Genomic DNA, 19,579 nt, shown 5'->3' with positions numbered 1-19,579 from the left:
GCCCAGGTTGCTGTTGCCGCTCCACTCGTCGGTCACGAACCCATGCACCGTCGGCAGATGCTGCGCACCGTAGCTGAGCGATGCCGGTGCGCCCAGGCCAAACAGCCCAGGCCCGTCCAGCCACGCCGTCAACTGCCGACCGACCACGTCCATCTCGCTGTCGAGCGCCTGCCACGTCTCGGCCGCATCCTCCCACCGGTACAGGCGGATCGTCTCTGTCAGCGCCACGCCCGGTGGGAAGCGATAGGTCAGGCTCACCAGGCTCTCGAACGCTGTCACGGCCGCGCCCTGCTCATCCTGCGCCGCCAGGCCGAAATGCATCGCCAGCCAGGCCGGCGTTTCCTCCACCTGCGGCTGCGGCAGATAGCGCAGCAGCGTTCGCTGGCTCACCGCGCCCGGCCGCGCCTCCACCTGCACCCGCCCATCCGCACTGACCAGCACCCCGCCCTCGCCCGGCGTCAACCACACCTCATCCGGCCCAGGCGTCGGCGTCGGCGGCTTCTGGCGTGCAGGACGGCGGTCTGGCGTCGGCGTACACTCCCTCGTCCTGGCAGGGCGGCGTTGAGCCTGGTCGGCGTCGGTGTGGCCGTCGGTGTGGCGGTCGGCGGTCCGCCGTCGGCGTTGGCGTACACTCCTCGTCCTGGCAGGGCGGCGGCGTCCGTGCCGTCGGCGTGGCGGTCGGCGGTTCGGCCGTGGGCGTCGGCGCACAGTCCTCACCCAGGCAGGGCGCCGTGACCGTGATCGCCACGCTGGCCTGCACCTCCGCGCCCACCTCCTCGCTCACGATGGCGACCGTGTTCGTGATGACCTGCCCGTTGACCGCGCCCAGCGCCTGCGCCTGGAACGTGCTGGTCAGCGTTGCGCCCGCGGCCAGTTGGCCGATGACCCATTCCAGCCGGCGTTCGGCCTCCAGGTAGCTGAATTCCCCCTCCCCGGCCGGCCAGTAGGCCAATTCCAGTGGCAGGGTATCGCTCACCACCAGCCCGCTCAGGGCGCGGTCGGCCAGGGTGTTGGTGATGACCACCGTGTAGGTGACAACGCCCGCCGGCTCCACCTGTGGCGGCGCCGCAGCCAGCGTCAACTGCACCGGCGCAGGCGCGGGCGTCGCATCGGGATCGGAAATGAGATCGAAATTGGGATCAGGGGACATGAGTTTAGTAGCGGCATTTATCTGGGGGGGGGTAGCCGCCGCCGCCGTGGAAAAGAGCAGACTGCACACCACCAGCAGATGAACCAACGACGACAGGCGCGGCGCGAGCCGGCCGCGAGCAGAATGTCGGGAGGAGAGGGGAGAGAAAGTAGTAGATAGAAAAGAGAAAGCAGAAGAGCGGCGTAACATGACAACGGACTCCTTTCGTGCAGCAATCGAAACGGATGGGGTCAGGGACATTTTCCTGACTGCTGTAAGGAGGTCGCGGGCGGGAGAGAGAACTCTCGCCAGGGACTTCCGGCGGCGAGAGACGACTCGGAAGGCGGGGGGCAGGCTTGTGGCTGGTGACAGCATACCACGCGCGCGGCGATCTGTCAAGAGGCAAAATTTGGGCTTGGGGCATTTCAGTCCTGGGCCCCAGCCCACGCAGGTGGGTTTCGCAGTCGTTGCAGCGACTTGCAGTCGCCGGGTCTGCCCCTGATCTGCCGTTTCTTTTTAGCCCTGGGGCACAGCCCACGCAGGTGGGCTTCGCAGTCGTTGCAGCGACTTGCAGTCGCCGGGCCTGCGGTGCTATAATGCGCCCGTGTTTGCGGAGCGGAGTTTTGTTCGATCCCAAAGTTGGCAGCTTGCCGCCTCGAGATGCCATGATTTGCGCCGTGAGTCAACCACGCTCCACCGTACAGGGCGCGCGTTGACCCACCAGGACTAACACCTATCAGGACTTCATCTATGGATGGCCAGGCTTGCCCCCTGCTGGGATCGCTCAGCGAGCAAGGCGTTTATCTCAATTACCCTAACTTCGAGAACCGCTGTTACGCCACCGGGCGCAGCGAATCGGTGCCCCTGGCGCAGCAGCAGTTTTTTTGCCTGGGCGGACAGTTTGCCACCTGCCCGCGTCATGTCGCCGCGACGCGTGGCCGGCCGGCCGCGGTCGCACCGTATCCACGCGCGGCAGCACCACTCCCACCCTCGTGGGATGAACCGGCCTCTCTATTGCCATCGCTGGACACAGACTCAACGCCCGCGCGCCAGCGCGCGGGCGGCTGGATGCCATACCTGCTCGGCGCGGGCGGCGCGTTCCTGGCCCTGGTCGCGTGCCTGCTGGTCGTCGGCGGCTTCCTGGCCTGGCGTTCCTGGAGCAATCGCCTGCGCACGGATCAGCCCACGCCGGTTGTCGCCGGCCCGGTCACGATTCGCCCCGCCACCTTCACCCCCACCCCGGCGCCGCCCACCGTTGACCCGAACGTTGCGGCCGCCTTTGCCACGGTGACCGCGGTCGCTCGCCTGACCGTCGAAGCCGGCACCCTACAGCCGCCGCCCTTTGGCTTGACGCCGCGCCCCACGCCCACCCGCCGATCAACTCCCGCCGATGGCACGGTTCTCCCGGGTACGCTGGAAACAGAGACACCCACGCCCACGCCGCTGCCTGACCTGGGCGCCACGGCCACCCCAACCGGCTTGCTCCCGCCCACCCCCACCCTGGCGCCCACCGAGCCGCTCGTGCCCATCATCAACTTCTCGGCCGCGCCGCGCACGATTTTGTTGGGGCAATGCTCCACCCTGCGCTGGAACACGGCCGGCATCGAGGCGGTTTACCTCGACGTAGACGGCACAGAAACAGGCGTCACCGGCGTGGGGTCACGTCAGGTGTGTCCCGTGCAGGACACCGATTATTTCCTGCGTGTGGTTTTGCATGACCTGACCGACCAAATCTGGGTGGCCAATGTGCAGGTACGCGGCACGCCCACGCCGTCGGTCACGCCCACCGCCACCGCGACCCCGTTCTACACACCCACGCCGACTCCCACCAACCTGCCCACCGCGACCCCGACGGTGACGCCTCAGTACGGCCTGCGCATCAACGGCGGCAACAGCCAGGTGACGCTGGTGGCCGATGGAATCGAACACCAGGTGGCAGCACTGGGCGTCGAAAACACGGGCAACACGACCGACCAGGTCGCCATCAGCCTGAGCGCCAGCCTGCCCGACGGTTGGCGCCTGCTCTTGTGCCTGTCTGGCGGCGAGGGCGATCGCTGTTTCACCGACAATGCCACCGAAATCACCCTGGCGGCTGGCGGCGCGCAGACTGTGCTGGTGCGCATGCAGGCGCCCGGCGGCACTGCCAGCGGCGCCTCCACCGTCGTCACCCTGGAGGCGGTGTCGCGTCACAATGGCGCGGTGCGCGCCAGCGTCCAGTTGACCGTGGTCGTACCCTAGAGCCTGCCAGGAGCCAACGGCCATGGAACTACAGATTGCCGCCGCCAAAACCGGAAAGTACGCCAGCCGTGAGAGCGGCGACACCCTGGAGATGACCGAACGACCGCACGGCGGGGTATCCCTGGTCCTGGCCGACGGGCAGCGCAGCGGGCGCAGCGCCAAGATCATCAGCAACCTGGTGGTGCGCAAGACCATTGCCCTGTTGGCCGAAGGCGCGCGCGATGGCGTGGCCGCCCGCGCCGCGCACGACTATTTGCGCACCCATCGTCGCGGCCAGGTGTCTGCCGAGTTGCACATCGTCTCGATTGACCTGGCGACGAATACGATCGTGGTTTCGCGCAACAGTCAGTGCCCGGCCCTGGTGGTGCGCGGCGCGGAAATCACCCTGCTCGATCAGCCCAGCCAGGTGATTGGCATCTATCCCAACACCAAGCCGGTGATTGCCGAGCTGCCTGTCGAGCCAGGCCTGACCCTGGTGGTTTTCACCGATGGCATCTGGTCGGCGGGCCACCGGTATGGACAGCCGCTCGATTTGCTGGGCGTGCTGCGCTTGCACTTGCAGGACGCGCCATCGCCGACCACGGCCCAGGGCCTGGCGGATGCCATCCTGACTGAAAGCATCCGCCTGGATCAGGGGCGCCCGGACGACGACATGAGCGTCCTGGTGATTCAGATTGTGCCCTACACCCGCGCTGATGACGCCCGCCGTCTGTTCGTTAGTTTTCCCTTGCCGCAAGGCTGATGAGGTGACTCTGCGATGACCGGCGCCACTGCCTTGACCCCTGCGCCGACCCGGATCAAACTGGTAGGCGTGTGCGCGTCCGGCAAAAGCACGTTACTGCACATCCTGCGCGCCGCCGGCTTCGACGTTCTGCCCTGCGCGCAGGAGCATTCGTATGTGCCGGACCTCTGGCGGCGCTTGCATCCACCGGACCTGCTGATTTTTCTCGACGCCCAGCCGGCCACGGTCGCGCACCGGCGCCAGACCGAGGAGCCGGTCGAGGCCTGGTTGGCCGAAGAGCGCGTGCGCCTGGCCCATGCGCGTGCCCATTGTGATTTCTACCTGCCAACCGATGACCTGACGCCGGCCGAGGTTGCGGCGGCGGTTCTCTCGTTTCTGGCCGGCGCTGGCGCCCGGCGCCTGGACGATGAGTGAGGCCAGATCGGTCTCACACGCGCTGGCCCGAACCTTCACCGCCGGGCAGATCAGGTTCGCAGACCGGCGCCCAAGCGACGCGCGGCCCCCAAAAGGCGCTCTCAGAATCTAATCGGCCGGATGTTTTGACAGGACATGGGGCGTCGACTATAATCGCCCTGTTTGCCAGGCAGCCAGGCTGCAATCGAACCGTGAGGAGATGTTGAGTTCATGCGAGATCGTACGACCGGGTTCCTTATCACCACTATCATCTTAGCTGCGATCGGGGTTTACCTTGCCCTGCCGATACAGCACCCCAAGTGGCTTACTGATTTACTCTTCTGGCAACCGGCCAGCACGCGTGATTTGCAGATCAAGGAAGGTCTTGATTTGCGCGGCGGCCTGCAAGTCCTGCTCGAAGCCGATGTTCCGGCCGGCGAAGCGGTTGACAGCGATGCGATTCAGACGGCCAAGCAAATTGTCGAAAATCGCGTCAACGGCCTCGGCGTGTCTGAGCCGCTCATTCAGGTGCAGGGCGACCGCCGCATCGTCGTGGAATTGCCTGGTATCAGCAACCCCGACCAGGCCATCGAAACGCTCAAGGGCACCGGTTTGCTCGAATTCATCGAGACGGGCGAGGAGTTCTTGACTCCGGGCACCAGGGTCAGTACCACGATCGGTTCACTGGATGATACCGGCACAGTCACCGGTACGAACCCCATCACCAACACGGCCGGTGTGACGGCCACGGGCGCAGTCACGCCCACGACGATCTACAGGACGATCATGACCGGCGCTGACCTGAAGACGGCCGGCATCGGCTTCGACCAGACCACCAACGCCCCGCTCATCACCTTCGACCTGACCGACGAGGGCGCCAAGAAGTTCGCCGATTACACCAGCGCCAACATCGGCAAAATTCTGTCCATTGTCCTGGACAAGACCGTGCTCTCCTCGCCGCGCATCCAATCCGCCATCACCGGCGGCACCGGCCAGATCACGGGCAGTTTCACGGTCGAAGAAGCCCGCAACCTGTCGGTGCAGATGCGCTACGGCGCGCTGCCCGTTCCGCTGCGTGTGGCCGAGAGCCGCGCCGTGGGGCCGACCCTGGGTCAGGACTCGGTGCGTAAGAGCATCAACGCCGGCGTCATCGGCCTGTTGGTGGTCATTGTCTTCATGCTCCTGTACTACCGTCTGCCCGGTGTGCTGGCCGACTTCGCGCTGATCATCTACGCCCTGCTTGTTTTTGCCCTGTTCAAGTTGATCCCGGTCACGCTCACGTTGCCGGGCATTGCGGGGTTTGTGCTCAGCGTCGGCATGGCGGTGGACGCCAACATCCTGATCTTCGAGCGCATGAAAGAGGAGTTGCGTGGCGGCCGCGCCTTGCGCTCCGCCATTGACATCGGCTTTGCCCGCGCCTGGCCGTCCATTCGGGACTCGAACGCTTCGACGCTCATCACGTGTGTGATCCTGTTCTGGTTTGGATCCAACTTCGGCGCCAGTATCGTCAAAGGCTTCGCTCTGACGTTGGCCATCGGTGTGCTGGTCAGTCTCTTCACGGCGATCACTGTGACCCGTACGTTCCTGCACCTGGTCATGAACAACATGGACCTATCCCGCAACCGCTGGTGGTTTGGAGTCTGAGAGGAAGAATTATGCTGAATATCGTTGGAAAACGTTACTGGTATTTCGGTTTGTCGTTGCTCATCATCATACCAGGTCTGATCTCGCTGATCCTGTTTGGCCTGCGCCTGTCCATTGACTTTACCGGCGGCGCGCTGTGGCAACTGCACTTCACGCAGCCCACCGTCGCCATCCAACCGGCCGATGTCAAAGGCATCTTCAGCGCGGCCGGGTTCGATGAGGCCGTGGTGCAGACATCCAAGACTACCACCGCGGATGACACGATCATCGTCCGCACCAAGCCGATTGACGCCGCACAGAAGGCGATTTTGCAAACTAGCCTGACCGCGCGCTACGGCGAATTCATCGAACAGCGATTCGACAACGTCGGTCCGGCCGTGGGCGCAGAAGTGACGCGCAACGCCGGCATCGCGGTGGCTCTGGCCGCCATCGCCATCCTGATCTACGTCTCGATTGCGTTTCGCAAGGTGCCCAACCCCATTCGCTACGGCACCTGCGCCATCATCGCCCTCGTCCACGACGCACTGGTTGTGCTTGGCCTGATGTCGCTGGCCGGCCACTTCCTGGGTTGGGAGGTTGATTCGCTCTTCCTGACCGCGCTACTCACCGTCATCGGCTTCTCGGTCCATGATACCATCGTGGTGTTCGACCGCATCCGTGAGAACATCGGCCGCTACCGCAGCCAGGATTTCGAAACCATCGTCAATCGCAGCATCATCGAAACCCTCGATCGTTCCATCAACACGCAGTTGACGGTGCTCTTCACGCTGACGGCCCTGGCGCTCCTGGGCGGCGTTACCGTGCGCATCTTCGTCATCACCCTGCTGATTGGCATCCTGAGCGGCACCTACTCCTCCATTTTCAACGCCAGCCCGCTGCTGGTGGCGTGGGAAAACGGCGAGTTTGGTGACTTCGTGCGGCGTCTGACCGGCAATCGCGCGGCCAAAACCGCCTGAAGCCCACAGGCGCCTGAAGTTCGTGTACTCTCGTAACGGAGCGAAGGGCGACCTTCGCTCCGTTTGCTTTGGACAAGGATCGTTTCGATGATCGCTTTGATTGATTACGGCGTGGGCAATCTGCGCAGCGTGGCCAAAGCCCTGGAGCATATCGGCGCGCCGGTGCAGATCGTTCAGCAGCCGCACGATCTCGCCGGCGCCGAGGGCATCATCTTGCCCGGCGTCGGCGCGTTTGGCGACGCGGCCGCCACCTTCCGCCAGGCCGGCTTCGAGCAGCCGCTGCTGGCCGCGGTCCGCGCAGGTACCCCCTTGCTCGGCATCTGTGTCGGTTTGCAACTGCTGTTCGACACCAGCGAGGAGATGGGCCGCCATCGCGGTCTGGGCATCTTCCCTGGCATCGTCACCCGCTTCGCCGATGGCATGACCGTGACGCACAACGGTGCGCGCCACCTGCTCAAGGTGCCGCAGATCGGCTGGAATCAGATCCATCACGATCACACCCATCCCCTGCTGGCCGGTGTGCCCAGCGGCAGTTACGCCTACTTTGTTCATTCCTACTACTGCGCGCCCGCCGACCCCCGGCTTGTCGTCGCCACCACCGACTATGGCCTTGACTTTGCCTCTATCTGCGGCGGCCGCTTTGGTCAGGGCGAGGTGTGGGGAGTGCAGTTCCACCCGGAAAAGAGTCAGGCCATCGGGCTGCGCATCCTGCACAATTTTGTGGATTGGGCACAGGCATCTGGCCGCCGCCGAATGAATTCGGGGCGAAGGGGCGTTTCGCCGCAAGGTCGGCCTGCGCCGACCGGCCCTGCGCCCACGCAGGCGCGATTTCAATCGCTCGGCTGGGCGTGCGGCGGCGCGCAGTCATGAACACCATGCCCACGACCGCCGAATTCGTCATCTTCCCGGCCATTGACCTGCGCCGGGGGCGCTGCGTGCGCCTGCGCCAGGGCGACCCGGCCGCGGAAACGGTCTTTGGCGCTGACCCGGCCGCGCTGGCCCGTCATTGGGTTGACCTGGGCGCAACCTGGCTGCATGTGGTCAACCTGGATGGCGCGCTGCAGACCGACGCGGCGTCGCCTGCGCCGGCCGACGCCGCAGCCCTGCCGCTCAACCTCCGGCGCCTGGCCGAGATTCGCGCCGCGGTGGCCGCTCCGATTCAGTTTGGCGGCGGCCTGCGCTCCCTGGCCGACATCGAACTCGCGCTCGATCTGGGCGCGACGCGGGTGGTGCTGGGCACCGCGGCCGTGCAAAACCCGGTCCTGGTGGCTGACGCCCTGCGCCGCTACGGCGCGGCAACCATCGTCATCGGCATCGATGCTCGCGAGGGTCTGGTTGCCACCCACGGCTGGCTGCAGACCAGCAATGTCCCCGTGTTGGCGTTGGCGCAGGCCATGCGCACCGCCGGCGTCACCCACATCATCTTCACCGACATTGCACGCGACGGCATGTTGAGCGGCGCGGCCGCGGAGGCCTCCGCGGCCCTGGCCCGTGCCAGCGGCCTGCAGGTCATCGCCAGCGGCGGCGTGCGCGATCTCGACGACATCCGCCGCCTGTTGGCGTTGAGCGGCGCCGGCGTCGCGGGGGTGATCGTCGGCCAGGCCCTGTACACCGGACGCCTGGCGCTGCCCGACGCGCTCCACCTCGCCCGCGGCTCGGGCTTTCAGCCTGACGGGAGTCTGTCCGTATGTTAGCCAAGCGCATCATCCCCTGCCTGGATGTCAAAGATGGGCGCGTGGTCAAAGGTATCAACTTCCTCAACCTGCGCGACGCGGGCGACCCGGTGGCGCAGGCGCAGGTCTATGATACCGAAGGGGCCGATGAGTTGGTCTTCCTGGACATTACCGCCACCCATGAGGGCCGTGAAATCACCCGGCAGGTGGTGCGCGCGGTGGCTGACACCGTCTTCATCCCGTTGACCGTGGGCGGCGGTCTGCGCAGCGTGGACGACCTGCGCGCGATGCTCCTGGCCGGCGCGGACAAGACCGCCATCAACTCGGCCGCGGTGCGCAACCCCGGTCTGATTACCGACGGCGCGCGGCGTTTTGGCAGCCAGTGCATCGTGGTGGCCATTGATGCGCGCCTGGCGCCTGAGGCGCGGCCGGATGCTGGCGAACCCCACTGGGAGGTGGTGGTCAACGGCGGCCGTGTGCCCACCGGGCTTGACCTGGGAACCTGGGCGCGAGAGGTCGAGCGCCGCGGCGCGGGCGAGATCCTGCTCACTTCGATGGACGCCGACGGCACCCAGGCCGGTTTCGATCTGCGCATGCTGCAAGCCGTGACCGCGACCGTTTCCATCCCGGTCATCGCCTCCGGCGGCGCGGGCAGCCTGGCCCATTTTTACGATGCCCTGACCGTTGGCGGCGCTGAGGCTGCGCTGGCTGCGTCGCTCTTTCATTATAATACGCTGACGATCGGCCAGGTCAAGGCGTATCTGCGCCAGCGCGGCGTGGCGGTGCGCTGAGCGATGAGAGACACCACGCTGACCGCTCTCGATCCGGAACCGCTGAGCCTGGACGCGCTGCTGGCCCAGACGCCGGGCGCACTGCTGGCGGTGGTGGTGCAGGACGCACTGACCGGCGCGGTGCTGATGGTGGCCTACGCCAATGCCGAGGCCATCCGCCTGACCCTGGCGACGGGCGAGGCCTGGTTTTGGAGCCGCAGCCGCCAGGAACTGTGGCGCAAGGGTGCAACCTCCGGTAACACCATGCGCGTGGTGGATATCCTGGCGGATTGCGACGCCGACGCCCTGCTCTACCGCGTCGAACCGGCCGGCCCCGCCTGCCACACCGGCGCGCACACCTGCTTTTTTCGCAGACTTGAGGTGACTTCATGGGTCAGGTAATTGAAGATTTGTTCGCGGTAATCGAGGCGCGTAAGGCGAATCCGCCGGCTGGCTCTTACACGGCGCAGTTGTTCGCCAAAGGCGAAAATGAGATGCTCAAGAAGATGGGCGAGGAGATGGTGGAGGTGATTGTGGCCGCCAAAGGCGAGACTACCGAGCGGGTGATCTACGAATTGGCCGATGTGGTCTATCACACACTGGTTTTTCTGGCGGCCCGCGGCCTGTCCTGGGGGGACATCGAGGCGGAGCTGGCGCGGCGTTTTGGCAACCCCAAACCGCAGGCGAGCGATTGAAATCGCACCATAGCCCTGAATTCATGCGGGGGCGGCTGAGATTACATAAAGTGAGGAGTGACATGGACACGTTTCATCAAATAGCTGAGGCTTTGACGTTCGATGACATTCTGCTCGTGCCCGGCTATTCCGAGGTGCTGCCGGCCGATGTGGATGTGGGCGTGACCCTGCACCCCCGCCTGCGCCTGCGCGTGCCGGTGGTCTCCGCGGCCATGGACACCGTCACCGAAGCGCCGTTGGCCATTGCCCTGGCGCGGCAGGGCGGCCTGGGCGTCATTCACCGTAACCTGACGCCAGAGCAGCAGGCCGAAGAGGTGGATCGGGTCAAGCGCTCGGAATCGGGCATGATCGTCAACCCGATCACGCTGACGCCGGATCGGCCGCTGGCTGACGCGGCCGCGCTGATGGCACACTATCACATCAGCGGCGTGCCCATCGTGGCCGGTGACGGTGGCGGACGCCTGCTGGGCGTTCTCAGCAACCGCGACATTCGTTTTGCCACCGACTTTGCCCGGCCCATCAGTGATTACATGACCAGCGAGAACCTGGTCACCGCGCCGATTGGCACCACCCTGGAGGAGGCCAAGATCATCCTGCACCGCCACCGCATCGAAAAACTGCCACTGGTGGACGAACAGTTTCGCCTGAAGGGACTGATCACCTACAAGGACATCCTCAAACGTGAGGATTTCCCGCACGCGGCCACCGATACCCAGGGGCGCCTGCTGGTGGCCGCGGCGATTGGGGTCGGCGACGCGGCGCTGCTGCGGGCCGAGCGCCTGTTGGCCGCGGGCGCCGATGCCCTCGCCATTGACACCGCGCACGGCCATTCCCGCGGCGTGCTCGACACCGTGCGCACCATCAAGCAGCGCTGGCCGCAGGCGATCATTCTGGCCGGCAATGTCGTCACAGCCGCCGGCACCCTGGCTCTGATCGAGGCCGGCGCGGATGTGGTCAAGGTGGGCGTGGGCGCGGGTTCCATCTGCACGACGCGCATCGTGGCCGGCGCGGGTATGCCCCAGATCAGCGCGATCAGCGAATGCGCCACCGCCGCCGCGCCGCACGGCATCCCGGTGATTGCCGATGGCGGCATCCGCTACAGCGGCGACATGGTCAAAGCCCTGGCCGTCGGCGCGACCGCGGTCATGCTGGGTGGGCTGCTGGCCGGGCTGGAGGAATCGCCCGGCGAAACGATCACCTGGGAAGGGCGTCGCTTCAAGGAATATCGCGGCATGGGGTCCGTGGGCGCGCTCAAGGGTCGCAGCGCCGATCGTTATCAGTCCGGCCAACGCAGCGGCGACGCCTCGCCCGACATCGGCGGCAAGCTGGTGCCGGAGGGCATCGAGGGGCAGGTGCCGTACAAGGGTCGCCTGGCCGACTACCTGTTCCAGTTGATCGGCGGCCTGCGCAGCGGCATGGGCTATGCCGGCGCGGCCAACCTGGACGAACTGCGCGCCAAGGCCCGCTTCGTGCGCATCACCAACGCCGGCTACATCGAAAGCCATCCCCACAGCATCATGATCACCAAAGAAGCGCCGAATTACCAGGCCCAGGCGCGTTGAAAAGCCTGTGAGATGAGCACCATGTCAACACCTTTGCCGCTCTTGCGCTTCGAAGTCACCACCCGGCCGCCCTTTACCGATGGCCGTGAGGCAAAGCTGCGCCGCGCCATCGCCGGGCTGGGCATCGGCGGGGTGACTGCGCTGCACATCTCGGATCTCTATTTCGTGCAGGGTGATCTGCCCGCGGCCGCGGCGCAGCGCCTGGCGCAGCAGCTCCTGCACGACCCGGTCACCGAAGAGGTGCGCCTGGCGCCGGTCGCGGCCGACGAACCGCCCGCCGGTCAGCACACCATCGAAGTGGCGCTGCATCCGGGCGTGACCGACAGCGTGGCCGACAGCCTGCTGGACGCGGCGCGGCTGTTGGGCATCGGCGGGCTGACCCACGCGGCCAGCGGTCAGCGGGTGGTGTTGGAAGGCAGCCTGACGGCCGGCGACGCGCAGCGCATCGCGCAGGATCTGTTGGCGAATGCCACCATTCAGTTCTACACGATCAACCGGCCGCTGACGCCCATCTTCGCCAGCGCCAGCGCGGATGACACCGTGGAGATCATTCCCCTGGCCGCGGCCGACGCGCCGGCCCTGCTGGAGATCAGCCGCGCGCGCCGCCTGGCCCTCGATCTGGCTGAGATGCAGGCCATTCAGGCTTACTACCGCCAGGCGCAGCGCGAGCCAACCGATGTCGAGCTGGAGATGCTGGCGCAGACCTGGTCCGAGCACTGCGTCCACAAGACCTTCAAGGCCACGATTGACTTCAGCGATGCCAGCCAGCCCGGCGCGGCGCCGCTCCGCATCCACGGCCTGCTCAAAACCTACATCAAGGCCGCGACCGACGAGCTGGCAAAACCGTGGGTGGTGTCGGCCTTTGTGGACAACGCCGGCATCGTGCGCTTTACCGACGATTTCGACCTGGCCTTCAAGGTGGAGACGCACAACCACCCCTCCGCGCTGGAACCGTTCGGCGGCGCCAACACCGGCGTGGGCGGGGTCATCCGGGATGTGATGGGCGTCTCCGCGCGGCCGATTGCCAACACCGATGTGCTCTGCTTCGGCCCGCCCGATCTGCCCGTAGACGCGCTGCCGGCCGGCGTGCTGCATCCGCGACGCATCGCCGCGGGCGTGGTGCATGGCATCGAGGACTACGGCAACAAGATGGGCATCCCCACCGTCAACGGCGCCATCCTGTACGATCCGGCCTACACCGCCAACCCGCTCGTCTACTGCGGCTGCCTGGGCATCCTGCCGACCGGCGTCCATGCCACCCTGCGCGATCCACAGCCCGGCGACCTGGTCGTTGTACTGGGCGGTCGCACCGGCCGCGATGGCCTGCGCGGCGCCACTTTTTCCTCGATGGAAATGTCGCACGAGACCGGTCATGTCGCGGGCGCGGCCGTGCAGATCGGCCATCCCATCCATGAAAAACAGGTGCTCGATCTGCTCCTGGTCGCGCGCGACGAGCGCCTCTATCACGCCATCACCGACTGCGGCGCGGGCGGGCTATCGTCCGCGGTGGGCGAAATGGCGGCCGAGCTGGGCGCGGATGTGGAATTAGCGCAGGCGCCGCTCAAGTACAGCGGCCTGCGGCCCTGGGAAATCTGGCTGAGCGAGGCCCAGGAGCGCATGGTCATCGCCGTGGCTGAACCGCACTGGCCGCGGCTGCAAGAACTGAGCCGCCTCTACGGCGTCGAAGCCACTGCCCTGGGTCGTTTCCGCGACGACGGCCAGCTCATCGTGCGTTACCAGGGATGTCCGGTCGCCAGCCTGGACGGGCAGTTCCTGCACCACGGCATTCCGCTGCGCCATTTGCAGGCCATCTGGACCCCGCCGCAGACGGCCGCGCTCGTCACCCCCGCGCAGCCGCCCGACCTGGCCGGTTGGATTTTGCGCCTGCTGCGCCAGCCCACCGTCGCCAGCAAAGAGCAGGTCATCCGGCGCTACGATCATGAGGTGCAGGGCGGCGCCGTGGTCAAACCGCTGGTGGGCGCGTGCCAGGATGGCCCCGGCGACGCGGCCGTCCTGCTGCCGCTCGACACCCTGCTCGGACGCGACGCGCCGCCGCAGCCCACGCCCGGCGTCGCGCTCGCCAATGGCATCAATCCGGCCTATGGGCTGCTCGATCCCTACCGCATGGCCTGGGCCGCGGTGGACGAGGCGTTCCGCAACCTGGTCGCGGTTGGCGCAGACCCGGACCGCGTCGCCATCCTGGACAACTTCTGCTGGGGCAATCCGTCCCTGCCCGACCGCCTGGGCAGCCTGGTGCGCTGCGCGCAGGGCTGCCACGATGCCGCCCTGGCCTATGGTGCGCCCTTCATCTCCGGCAAGGACAGCCTGAACAACGAATACCTGGGCGCGGACGGGCAAAAGCACGCCATTCCGGGCACGCTGCTCATCTCCGCCCTGGGCCTGGCGCCCGATGTCACGCGCACCGTCACCATGGATCTCAAAGAGCCGGGCAATCTGCTCTACGTGGTTGGCGCGACCGCAGACGAGCTGGGCGGCAGCCTCTACTACCAACTCCTGGCTGCGGATCAGGGCGCGGCGCATCCCCTGGCCGGCACTGTGCCCGCGCCCATCACCGACCCGCGGCCGCGGCTGGCCGGGCTGCACGCGGCCATTCGTGCTGGCCTGGTGCGCGCCTGTCATGACTGCTCCGAGGGCGGGCTGGCCGTGGCGCTGGCCGAAATGGCCCTGGCTGGCCGCCTGGGCGCCGTGGCGGACCTGGCTCGCGTGCCGGTCGGCCAGACGACCGCGCCCATCTGGCAGATGACAGCTCTCTTTGCGGAATCGCTTGGCCGCTTCATCGTCGAGGTGACGCCCGCCGCGGCCGACGCCTTCCGCGCGGCCCTGGCCGGCCACGCGCCGTTTGCCTGCATCGGCGAGATCACGGCCGCGCCGCAGTTGATCTGGCGCCGTGAGATGCAAACCGTCGCCGTGCTTGAACTGGCCGCGCTGCTGCGCGCCTGGAAACCGGAGGAAGACTAAGTGCGCACCTTTGCCGCCGCTTTGGCCCTGACGCTGACCCTGGTTCTGCTGGTTGCCCTACTGACGGCCTGCCAGGCGCTGCCCTTTTTCGCCACGCCAACGCCCACCCTGACGCCGACGCCGACGCAGACCCCAACGCCGGCGCCAACCGCCACCCCCACGCCGCCGGTCTATCTGTCGCTGGTGACGGCCTCCGCGCTGCCGCCCACCAGCACAACCGGCGCGATCCTGTTTAGCACGCAAGCGCAGACCGGCGCCACCCTTCTGTGGCAGATCTCCAGCCGCGGCCTGTTCACAGTCACCGATCGGCTGTTGGACACGGCGTGGGATTGCAGCGAAAATCGCCCAGGCGCTCCGCACTGCGCCTTTGCCGACCAGGAGGGCCAAATTTACACCACGACGCTGGCCGGCTCCCCCGCACCGCTGTTGATTGCGCCCTCCCTGCCGGTGACTCGCCTCGACTTGGCGCCGAACGGCCTGCGCCTGAGCCTGGTGCTGACCGATGACCTGGACATCCTCGATCTGGCCGAACCGGCCGCCGCGGGCGGGGTCAGCGGGTTGGGCGAGCTGGCCGAGATGCAGTGGGCCCCGGACAGCCAGCACCTGGCGGTCATCACCCGCACCGCGGACAGCGCCAACCTGTATGTGCTCGACCTGGCGCAGGAGCCTGCACCCGCCAGATTGCGGCCGGCGATTGGCTGGGAATGGCCGCCTGGGCGCCGGACAGTAAGCGCCTGGCCTTCGCGCAGCGCGGCCTCGATCATCCCAACGGCGGTTCCCAGCGCCAGGACCTGTTCGTCAGCGATGCGGCCGGCGCGGAGGTGCTCAACCGCACCGAATACTTCGAAGATCGCCAGCGCCCCGCGCCCGATCACGCGTTTGGCGTGCGCTGGCTCACCTGGCTGGCCGACAGCAGCACCATCGCCTTCACCTGGACCGGATGGCCGGTTGACCCGCAGCAGGTGGAGGTCAGCGTCGTGGCCGCGGCCAAGGACGGCGGCGCGCCCACGGCCCAGTTGGCCGCGGCCGGCGCGTTGCTGGCCGATGGCACGCGGCTTGCCTATTCGCCTGATGGCGCCCAGGTGGCCGCGCTGCTGCGCACCGCTGACGGCCGGCGTTCCGTGTGGGGAAGGCCGCTGGCCTCGGACACCTGGGTGGCGCTGACGCCCGCTGAGCATACGCCGCTGGACCTCTGTTGGACCAGCGACAGCCTGGCCCTGGTTTACACCACCGACGAAGGCAGCCTCTACTGGCTCGACAGCCGCGGCGGCCTACCCGTGCGCCTGGCAGCCGTCGCCGCGCCGCAGCGCATCACCCGCTTGCAGTGTCCGTGAGGAAGGCGCCGCCGCCCCGTAACCCCGAATTCATTCGGAGCGATAAGGCGATCCGCTTCACGCTCCCGCCCCTTGCCTTGATTTTCGAACAGGTGTATACTGCGTTTCAGAAAATCTGCCGCAGATGAAATGCAGAAAGGAGATCATCCGATGGAAACAACAGTCCAAATTCGCCAGCGCGGCACGCTGACCCTGCCGGTCGAAATCCGGGAAAAGTACGGCATCCAGGCCGGCGACATCTTCCGCCTGGTTGATATCGAGGGCACGATGGTCTTTACGCCGATGGTGGCGATGGTGCCTGAGTTGGCGCGTGAGATTGAGCGGCTGCGCCTGGAAGCGGGCCTGAGCCTCGATCAGCTTCTGGTGAGCCTGCGCCAGCAGCGCGAACGTTACTACGAGGAACATTATGCCGCCGCTGAGCCTGGCTAAGCCCCGCGTCTTCGTAGACGCGGACGTACTCTTCGCCGGTTCGGCCGCGACCGGAGACCGGAGACCGGAGAACGGAAGAACTCCCTTTTTCCACGAAACCCGATCTCTGATCTCTGATCCCTGATCTCTGTTCTTAGACCGGAGACCGGAGATTGGAGACCGGAGACCGGAGACCGGAGATTGGAGATTGGAGACCGGAGACCGGAGACCGGAAGAACTCCCTTCTTCCACGAAACCCGATCTCTGATCTCTGATCCCTGATCTCTGTTCTTAGACCGAAAACCGCAGACCGGAAACTCCAACTCTCACAACTCCCTTCTTCCACACACCTGATCTCTGATCTCTGATCTCTGATCTCTGATCTCCCATACATAAAGAAGGTGCTATGACCATGAAGCCACGCGTATTGATCCTACACGCGCCTGGCACGAATCGTGACCGTGAGGCGGCGCTGGCGTGTGATCTGGCCGGCGGTCAGGCGCAGATCATGCATATCAACGAACTGAGCGCGGCGCCGGCGCGGCTGCACGATTTTCAGATGCTGGTGCTGCCCGGCGGCTTTTCCTTTGGCGATGACCTGGGCGCGGGCAAGCTGTGGGCGCTGGAACTGCGCTACCGGCTGGGCGACGCGCTGGCGCATTTCCACGCCGCGCGCCGGCCCATCCTGGGCATCTGCAACGGCTTCCAGGCGCTGGTCAAGACCGGCTACCTGCCAGGGCCGCTGCCTGGGGACGCGCCGCCGGTCAACCCAACCGGTTCGCCATCCGACCTGGTGCAGACCGCCACGTTGACCCGCAACGCGGCCGGCCATTTCGAGTGCCGTTGGGTGCACCTGCAACCGCAGCCCGACAGCGTCTGCGTCTTCACGGCCGGACTGGACGACCTGATCTTCTGCCCGGTTGCGCATGGCGAAGGGCGTTTCGAATTGGCCGCGGCCGCGGACCTGCCGCGTTTGCAGGCGCAGGGACAGATTGCGCTGACCTACGTGGACGCGGCCGGCGCACCCGCGGCCGGCGCGTATCCTCTCAACCCCAACGGCTCGCTGGCGGACATCGCCGGCGTCTGCGACCGCACCGGCGCCATCCTGGGCCTCATGCCGCACCCGGAAGACCACCTCAGCCCGCTCCAACACCCGGCCGCGTCCCGCGGCCTTCACGGCCGGCTCGGCCTGGCGCTGTTCGCCAACGGGATTCGTTACGCGGGGGGGTAGAAGGTAGGGGCAGAGTCCGGGGTTTGACACCCTGCGTTGTTTGGTTTATGATTCACATCATGAATAACTTTCATTCAATCGCTGCCGATCCTCCGGTCTACTATGATCGTTGGCTGACACCGCAACTGCGCTCGGCGTGCGAAGCGTTTCCGATTGTGGTGTTGACCGGCGCGCGTCAGGTGGGCAAGAGCACCCTTCTGCGGCGGGCGGAGCCGTTCAGCAGTTGGCGCTATCACACCATGGATGACTTCGACACGTTGCGCCAGGTGCAAGAGAACCCTGCCAGCCTGTGGGCCGGGGTCAGCGAGGTCATCCTGGACGAGGTGCAGAAAGCACCCGAGTTGCTGCCGGCCATCAAGCGGGCTGTTGATGAGCAGCCCGGCCGTTACCGTTTCGTCTTGTCCGGGTCGGCCAATTTGCTCTTGATGGGTAAGGTGAGCGAGAGCCTGGCCGGTCGCGCCGTTTACTTCGTGCTCGATCCGCTGACGCTTGGTGAACGGCATGGACAACCGCCCCCGTCACTCCTGACTGATGTCCTGGCGGGCCGCTGGCCGCAGGATGGGTTGCTGCCCGCAGCGCCGGCTGATCCTCTTCCTCTGCTCCAACGGGGCTTCATGCCTGCCTTGCTGGCGCTCAAGACGCCGGAAGACTGCGTGAGATGGTGGGATGGCTATGTCGCCACGTACCTGGAGCGCGATCTCCGGCAGATGTCGCAGGTCGAATCGCTGGTAGACTTTCGCCGCGTCATGGCGCTGTTGGCATTGCGCACAGGGCAATTGCTCAATCAATCGGACGTGGCGCGCGATGCGGGCCTCTCGCAGTCAACGATCCATCGCTATTTGAATCTACTGGAAGCCACGCACCTGTTCGAGCGCGTACCGGCCTACCTGGGAAGTCACACCACGCGCCTCTTGAAAGCGCCGCGTGCCTTCTGGGCCGATGTTGGGCTTGCAGTCTTCCTGGCCGGCTACTACACCGCCGCTGACCTGGCCGGCGCGCGTGAAGTGGGCGCCTTTTTCGAGACGCTGATCTATCAGCATCTGCGCGTCAGCAGCGGGTTGTTGGCACCCCGCGCGCGGCTGCACTTCTGGCGCACGCAGACGGGTGATGAAGTAGACTTCGTGCTAGAGCACGGTCGGCGCGTCGTGGGCATCGAGGTCAAGATGACCAATTCCCCTGGTTACCGGCACAGCGCCGGCTTGGTCAAGTTCCTGGCAGAGCATCCCCAGGCGGTTGGCGGCATCCTGGTGCATGGCGGCCAGACCATCCGGCGCCTGGACGAAAAGATCGTCGCGGTGCCCTGGCCGCTGCTGACCGGGTGATCAGGATTCAGCATTGACAATCGGGTGGAAGGCTGAATAGTGCAAAGTGCAGAGGTCGAAGTCCTGAATGTGGGGCGTCACCGCACTTGGTGAAACAACGCATGGGTGCAATCACTTCACTCTCAATCGCCGATCTCGCAGTCTTCGATGCGCCGTTTGGAGGATAGCCGTCTCGATTGGAGACAACCCCAGGCCGTTCTGGAGGATCAGCGGATCGGTGACCTGCAATAGCTCATCCACATCCATCCGGCGGCGCACCATCGCATCCACTTCCGCAAGCTCCTGCGCCTCCATGCGTCCCAACGGAATCAGCAGCCGCTCGATCTCGCTGGGGACCATCTCCAGCACACCGCCGCCGTAGTGCCGCCCTTCAAGCTCGGCTGAGAGAAACGTCAGGGAGTTCATGAAGGAAAAGGTCAGGTCGCGGCCACGTGACCTGTATTCAGGCCGCATGCGGATGCGGTAGGCGGTGTCGGTCGAGTAGGCGCCGAACTCGTTCAACA

Annotated in this window: 18 protein-coding genes and 1 pseudogene; 16 read left to right on the top strand and 3 right to left on the bottom strand. The window is 66.0% G+C overall.

Going from position 1 to position 19,579, the window contains the following annotated elements; genetic code table 11:
• Positions 1-462 (bottom strand): hypothetical protein (locus tag IPF85_RS25030; protein ID WP_343410770.1); only part of this gene is annotated, 462 nt, incomplete at its 3' end.
• 7 nt (positions 463-469) lie between these two features.
• A complete protein-coding gene (locus tag IPF85_RS25025; RefSeq protein ID WP_343410769.1) occupies positions 470-1,339 on the bottom strand; it encodes a hypothetical protein in 870 nt (289 codons plus the stop codon).
• 540 nt (positions 1,340-1,879) lie between these two features.
• On the opposite strand from IPF85_RS25025, the gene IPF85_RS25020 reads away from it, so the two are divergent.
• The 16 genes from IPF85_RS25020 to IPF85_RS24945 all read left to right on the top strand — a co-directional run bounded on the left by IPF85_RS25020 (position 1,880) and on the right by IPF85_RS24945 (position 19,076).
• Positions 1,880-3,367 carry a hypothetical protein gene (locus IPF85_RS25020; protein ID WP_343410768.1) on the top strand — a complete coding sequence of 496 codons (1,488 nt, stop codon included), beginning with the start codon at positions 1,880-1,882 and terminating at the stop codon, positions 3,365-3,367.
• A gap of 22 nt (positions 3,368-3,389) precedes the next feature.
• The gene (locus tag IPF85_RS25015) at positions 3,390-4,109 is read left to right on the top strand and encodes a PP2C family protein-serine/threonine phosphatase (RefSeq protein ID WP_343410767.1); all 720 of its coding nucleotides are present in this window, start codon (positions 3,390-3,392) and stop codon (positions 4,107-4,109) included.
• Between the two features lie 15 nt (positions 4,110-4,124).
• Positions 4,125-4,523, top strand: coding sequence for a hypothetical protein (locus IPF85_RS25010; protein WP_343410766.1), 399 nt, complete (start codon positions 4,125-4,127; stop codon positions 4,521-4,523).
• Positions 4,524-4,733: 210 nt separating this feature from the next.
• Entirely contained in the window at positions 4,734-6,146 is a 1,413-nt protein-coding gene (gene secD, locus IPF85_RS25005; RefSeq protein ID WP_343410765.1) for a protein translocase subunit SecD, read from the top strand.
• A gap of 11 nt (positions 6,147-6,157) precedes the next feature.
• The gene (secF, locus tag IPF85_RS25000; RefSeq protein WP_343410764.1) at positions 6,158-7,102 is read left to right on the top strand and encodes a protein translocase subunit SecF; all 945 of its coding nucleotides are present in this window, start codon (positions 6,158-6,160) and stop codon (positions 7,100-7,102) included.
• Between the two features lie 87 nt (positions 7,103-7,189).
• Complete coding sequence (gene hisH, locus IPF85_RS24995; protein ID WP_343410763.1) at positions 7,190-7,972, top strand: imidazole glycerol phosphate synthase subunit HisH; 783 nt, start codon at positions 7,190-7,192, stop codon at positions 7,970-7,972.
• Positions 7,969-8,796 carry a 1-(5-phosphoribosyl)-5-[(5-phosphoribosylamino)methylideneamino]imidazole-4-carboxamide isomerase gene (hisA, locus tag IPF85_RS24990; protein ID WP_343410762.1) on the top strand — a complete coding sequence of 276 codons (828 nt, stop codon included), beginning with the start codon at positions 7,969-7,971 and terminating at the stop codon, positions 8,794-8,796. The genes hisH and hisA overlap by 4 nt, the downstream gene beginning before the upstream one ends.
• A complete protein-coding gene (gene hisF, locus IPF85_RS24985) occupies positions 8,790-9,566 on the top strand; it encodes an imidazole glycerol phosphate synthase subunit HisF (RefSeq protein ID WP_343410761.1) in 777 nt (258 codons plus the stop codon). The genes hisA and hisF overlap by 7 nt, the downstream gene beginning before the upstream one ends.
• A gap of 3 nt (positions 9,567-9,569) precedes the next feature.
• The gene (hisI, locus tag IPF85_RS24980) at positions 9,570-9,947 is read left to right on the top strand and encodes a phosphoribosyl-AMP cyclohydrolase (protein ID WP_343410760.1); all 378 of its coding nucleotides are present in this window, start codon (positions 9,570-9,572) and stop codon (positions 9,945-9,947) included.
• A complete protein-coding gene (gene hisE, locus IPF85_RS24975) occupies positions 9,935-10,240 on the top strand; it encodes a phosphoribosyl-ATP diphosphatase (protein ID WP_343410759.1) in 306 nt (101 codons plus the stop codon). The genes hisI and hisE overlap by 13 nt, the downstream gene beginning before the upstream one ends.
• A gap of 62 nt (positions 10,241-10,302) precedes the next feature.
• Positions 10,303-11,802 carry an IMP dehydrogenase gene (gene guaB, locus IPF85_RS24970; protein WP_343410758.1) on the top strand — a complete coding sequence of 500 codons (1,500 nt, stop codon included), beginning with the start codon at positions 10,303-10,305 and terminating at the stop codon, positions 11,800-11,802.
• 21 nt (positions 11,803-11,823) lie between these two features.
• Positions 11,824-14,781, top strand: a complete 2,958-nt coding sequence (gene purL, locus IPF85_RS24965) for a phosphoribosylformylglycinamidine synthase subunit PurL (RefSeq protein ID WP_343410757.1) — start codon at positions 11,824-11,826, stop codon at positions 14,779-14,781.
• A gap of 704 nt (positions 14,782-15,485) precedes the next feature.
• On the top strand, positions 15,486-16,115 hold the full coding sequence (locus tag IPF85_RS24960; RefSeq protein WP_343410756.1) for a hypothetical protein: 630 nt from the start codon (positions 15,486-15,488) through the stop codon (positions 16,113-16,115).
• Between the two features lie 150 nt (positions 16,116-16,265).
• Positions 16,266-16,544, top strand: a complete 279-nt coding sequence (locus IPF85_RS24955; protein ID WP_343410755.1) for an AbrB/MazE/SpoVT family DNA-binding domain-containing protein — start codon at positions 16,266-16,268, stop codon at positions 16,542-16,544.
• Between the two features lie 391 nt (positions 16,545-16,935).
• Positions 16,936-17,754, top strand: coding sequence for a phosphoribosylformylglycinamidine synthase subunit PurQ (locus tag IPF85_RS24950; RefSeq protein ID WP_343410754.1), 819 nt, complete (start codon positions 16,936-16,938; stop codon positions 17,752-17,754).
• 59 nt (positions 17,755-17,813) lie between these two features.
• A complete protein-coding gene (locus tag IPF85_RS24945; protein ID WP_343410753.1) occupies positions 17,814-19,076 on the top strand; it encodes an ATP-binding protein in 1,263 nt (420 codons plus the stop codon).
• A gap of 111 nt (positions 19,077-19,187) precedes the next feature.
• Here IPF85_RS24945 and IPF85_RS24940 read toward each other — a convergent pair.
• A pseudogene (locus tag IPF85_RS24940) lies at positions 19,188-19,579 on the bottom strand (class I SAM-dependent methyltransferase); the annotation flags it as partial.

The organism is Candidatus Amarolinea dominans (assembly GCF_016704685.1).
Taxonomy (GTDB): domain Bacteria; phylum Chloroflexota; class Anaerolineae; order SSC4; family Amarolineaceae; genus Amarolinea; species Amarolinea dominans.
This window is presented reverse-complemented; position numbering and strand designations above follow the sequence as displayed.